Genomic DNA, 4,271 nt, shown 5'->3' on the forward strand with positions numbered 1-4,271 from the left:
ACCGGGGGGGGGGGGGAGCCTCTGCTGGCCGGGCCGGAGCGGCTGCGCCGCGTCTGCGAGGAGCTGACCAGGGCCCTCGACGGGGTGGCCGAACTCGACTTACGGATCCACACCAACGGGCTCCAGCTCAGCCCTCGCTATCTCGATCTCTTCACGGAGTTCGGCGTCCGGGTGGGTATCTCCCTGGACGGCGACAAGGCGGCCAACGACCGCCACCGCCGTTTCGCGGACGGCCGCAGCAGCCATCCGCAGGTCCTGCGGGCCGTGGGCCTGCTGCGCCAGGAGCGCTACCGCCCGCTCGATCTCGGGCTGCTGTGCACCATCGACGTGGCCAACGATCCGGTCGCGGTGTACGACGCGCTGGCCGCGCTCGAACCGCCGCGGATCGACTTTCTGCTGCCACACGCCACCTGGGACGATCCGCCGCCGCGTCCCGACGGCTCGGCCACCGCGTACGCCGACTGGCTGCTCGCCGTCTTCGACCGCTGGGACGCCGACGGCCGGCCGATGCCCGTACGGCTCTTCGAGTCGGTGCTCTCCACCCTGAGCGGCGGTCCCAGCCTCACCGAGTCGCTGGGACTCGCGCCCACCGATCTGGTCGTCGTGGAGACCGATGGCGCCCTGGAGCAGGTCGACTCGCTCAAGAGCGCCTACGACGGCGCGGCGGCCACCGGCTTCGACGTCTTCACACACTCCTTCGACGAGGTCGCCGCGCATCCCGGCGTACGGACCAGACAGCTCGGGCTCGCGGGCGTCAGCGAGACCTGTCGGCAGTGCCCGGTCGTACGCTCCTGCGGCGGCGGTCTCTACACGCACCGGTATCGCTCGACACCGGGACCGGGAACGGGACCTGCCACGGCCGGCGCGGAAGCCCCGGGCGGCTTCGACAACACGTCGGTCTACTGCGCCGATCTGGAGGCGCTGATCCGCGGGATCGAGTCCCGTACGGCCGCCGCCCTCGTTTCGCCCGCCGTCGCCGACACCGGTGAACTGCTCGTCGCCCAGCAGGAGCTGACCCGCTCACTGCTGGCCGAGCTGCACGCCGAGCTGGCCGGCCGTGGCGGTGACGCCTGGCAGGAGGCCTGGGAGCTGGCGGGCGCAGTCGAGCGGTCCGCCGAAGGCACCGGAAACGCCGACGGGCTGGACGCGGTGCTCGCCCATCCCTACACCCGCACCTGGCTGATCGATTCCGTGGCCGCCCTGCGCGCCGAGCGGCCCGACGCCCTCGCCGCCGCGCTCCGGCTCCCGGCGTATGTGGCCGCCGCGGTCGTCCGTGGCGGTCTGGATCTGCCCGTACGGATCGGTTACGCGGACGGCGGGCTCCATCTGCCCACCCTGGGCACCCTCCGGCTCGGCGGTCCCGGCGAGCGCGGAGAGGCCGAGGTGCGCGTGGCCGAGAAGGGCTTCGTGGTGCGTGTCGGCACGGCGGAGCCGCTCGTCGTACGTACCGACGAGACCACCTCGTACTGGCGCCCGGTGCGCCGGCTCGGCCGGGACGGAGCGCCCGATCTGGCGCTCGACGATCTCGATCCGTACCGCGACTGCTTCGGCGTCCCGGTCCATCCCGGGCTCGGCCATGACGAGGCGGCCGACTGGAGCGACCGGCTGGCGGCGGCCTGGCGGCTGCTCAGGGAGCGGGTGCCGGAACAGACCGCCGACGCCGCGGCAACGCTGTCCACCCTGACGCCTCTGGTCTCCGCCGGGCCCTCGGCCGGCCACCGTGGCCATGGTCACGGCTACGGCCATGGCTATGGCGCCCTGGGCGTTCCCGTACAGGGCGGCGCGAAGGAGCTGGCGCCCGCGCTGCTGCGCGCTCTGCGCGCGGCCAGGCTGCGGGCGCTGACCGAGGTCACGGACCTCTACGCGCTGGACGGCGAGTGGCACAGACCGGCGCCCTGGCAGGAGGAGCCGGTCCCGCTGTCGGTGCTGCTGGCGGGCGCGTACGAACGGGTGGGGCTCGCCGCGTACGATCCCCGCCACCGGGACCAGGCCCGCCGGGCGCTGGACACGCTGGAGGACGCGGCCGAACTGACCGTCGGCGGGAAGAGCCTGCTGACCACACTCCGGGAAGAGGCCGACCGTGGCTGAGACGACATCGACCGACGTGCCGCCCGCCGCGCCGACCGACGTGCCGCCCGCCGCGCCGACCGACGGGCCGACGGACGCTTCGGTCGGGGAGCTGGCCGAGGAACTGGCCGCGCTGGGCGTCACCGACGGCACGACTCTGCTCGTCCACGCCTCGCTGAGCGGCACCGGACTGGACGCCGACATCCTCCGAACGGCCCTGCTGACGGCGCTGGGCCCCGACGGGACCCTCGTCGTACCCGCCTTCACCGAGGAGAACTCCGACACCTCCTCGGCCCACTTCGCCCAGATCCAGGGACTGACCAGGCGGCAGGCGGCGGCCTTCCGGGCCCGGATGCCCGCCTTCGATCCGCTGACCACGCCCTGCACCGCGATGGGCCGGCTGGCCGAGTCCGTACGTACCGCTCCCGGGGCCGTCAGGAGCACCCATCCGCAGACCTCCTTCGCCGCGATCGGGCGGCGCGCGGCGGAGCTCATGGCCGGGCATCCGCTCCACAGCCATCTCGGCGAGGACTCACCGCTCGGCGCCCTGGTCGCGGCGGACGCGCGGGTGCTGATGGTGAATGTGGGTTTCGCCGTCTGTACGGCATTCCATCTGGCCGAATACAAGGTCGGCTCCACCCTGCGCTCTTATCACTGTGTGGTGAAAGGGCCGGACAACGGCGCGCGGTGGGTGGAATATGAGGATGTCAGCCTCGACGACAGTGATTTCGAGGCGATCGGCGCGTCATTCCCCTGGGATCTGGAAAAGAAGGGACAGCTCGGCGGAACAACCGCGAGGTCGTTCTCGATCAAGGACGCCGTCGCCCATGCGGAGTCGTGGATGACTGAAAAGCGGCGTTGATTGACCGAACGGCATGGGGAGGGAGGGGCTCGGTTCCGGAATGATTGGTTCGCTCGTCTCCATGACTTTCAGGGATTTCGTGGAGGTGAGTGCTCACACAGGACGGGGGTCGTGTGCAAGCGTCACCGCAACAGCGAGCGGCTGACCATCGGCCGTACTTCTTTCTCAGTTATGCGCACACACCGAGGGACGGTGCGGGGGGACCGGATCCGGATATGTGGGTGGAGCGGCTCTTCCGGGATCTGAGCGCCCATGTGATGGCCATGACGGATCTGCCGGCCGGAGCGCAGGCCGGGTTCATCGACCGGGAGATGCGCTCGGGAGAGGGTTGGTCGGAGCGGCTGGCCGAAGTGCTCGCCACCTGCCGGGTGTTCGTGCCGCTCTTCTCACCGCGCTACTTCGCCAGCGAGATGTGCGGCAAGGAGTGGTTCGCCTTCGCCCAGCGCGTCATCTATGAACAGGCCAAGAGCAATCGCACCGCGGAGGCGATCGTGCCGGCCCTCTGGGTGCCGGTGCCGCCACGTCAACTGCCGGGCCCGGCCGAGCGGTTGCAGTTCAACCACCGGGACTTCGGGGACCGCTACGTCACCGACGGGCTCTACGGTCTGATCAAACTCCGGATATTCGCCGAGGAGTACGAACGGGCCGTCTACGAACTCGCCAAACGCATTGTCAGTGTCGCCGACACCGCCGCCGTGGGCCCGGGACGCCCGGTCGACTACCGCAACGCTCCCAGCGCTTTCGGCACGAGCGGCGGACCGCGGCCGATGCAGGTCACCGTGGCCGCGCCCACCCGCCACGATCTTCCGGAGGGCCGGGCCTCGCACTACTACGGCGGAATGGCCCAGGACTGGAATCCCTACCATCCGGACTCCGTAAGGCCGTTGGCGTATGTCACCCGGGATCTGGTGCGGTCCCTCAATTACCAGGCGGACATCCTCTCCTTCGACGAGGTGCCCGTACCGCGCGACGGCAAGCAGTCGCCCACCCGGCCGGAGATCCTGCTGGTCGACCGGTGGGCCCTGCGCGACGAGGAACAGCGCGAGCGGCTCGCCGCGTTCGACGCCGAACACCGGCCCTGGGTGAGCGTCGTCGTGCCGTGGAACCGCGACGATCAGCAGAGCAGGGCCGAGGAGGCCGAACTGGCCGAGCGGTTGGAGCAGACCATGCCGAGAAAGATGGGCCAGGGCCGGGCCGCCTGCCGGGCCGCCGCCAAAGGCGTACCCAGCATGGAGGCGTTCGGCCAGATACTGCCGCAGGTGGTCGAGGCGGCGGCCCAGCAGTATCTGAGACACGCGGCGGTCTATCCGCCCGCGGGCGGCGGCCATACCGAACGGCCGCG

3 protein-coding genes are annotated in these 4,271 nt (G+C 70.9%); all 3 read left to right on the plus strand.

The window, feature by feature from the left end; genetic code table 11:
- Nucleotides 1–2,088: radical SAM/SPASM protein FxsBH, inactivated beta-hydroxylase extension form (gene fxsB, locus GA0115259_RS18505; protein WP_107469212.1), on the plus strand; the 2,088-nt coding region annotated here is incomplete at its 5' end.
- Nucleotides 2,089–2,179: 91 nt separating this feature from the next.
- Nucleotides 2,180–2,929 (plus strand): AAC(3) family N-acetyltransferase, encoded by a 750-nt coding sequence (locus GA0115259_RS18510; RefSeq protein ID WP_093598167.1) that lies wholly within the window; start codon nt 2,180–2,182, stop codon nt 2,927–2,929.
- Between the two features lie 89 nt (nt 2,930–3,018).
- Nucleotides 3,019–4,271 (plus strand): TIR-like protein FxsC (locus GA0115259_RS18515; protein ID WP_161230411.1); only part of this gene is annotated, 1,253 nt, incomplete at its 3' end.

This window comes from Streptomyces sp. MnatMP-M17 (genome assembly GCF_900091995.1).
In the GTDB taxonomy this organism is placed as follows: Bacteria; Actinomycetota; Actinomycetes; order Streptomycetales; family Streptomycetaceae; genus Streptomyces.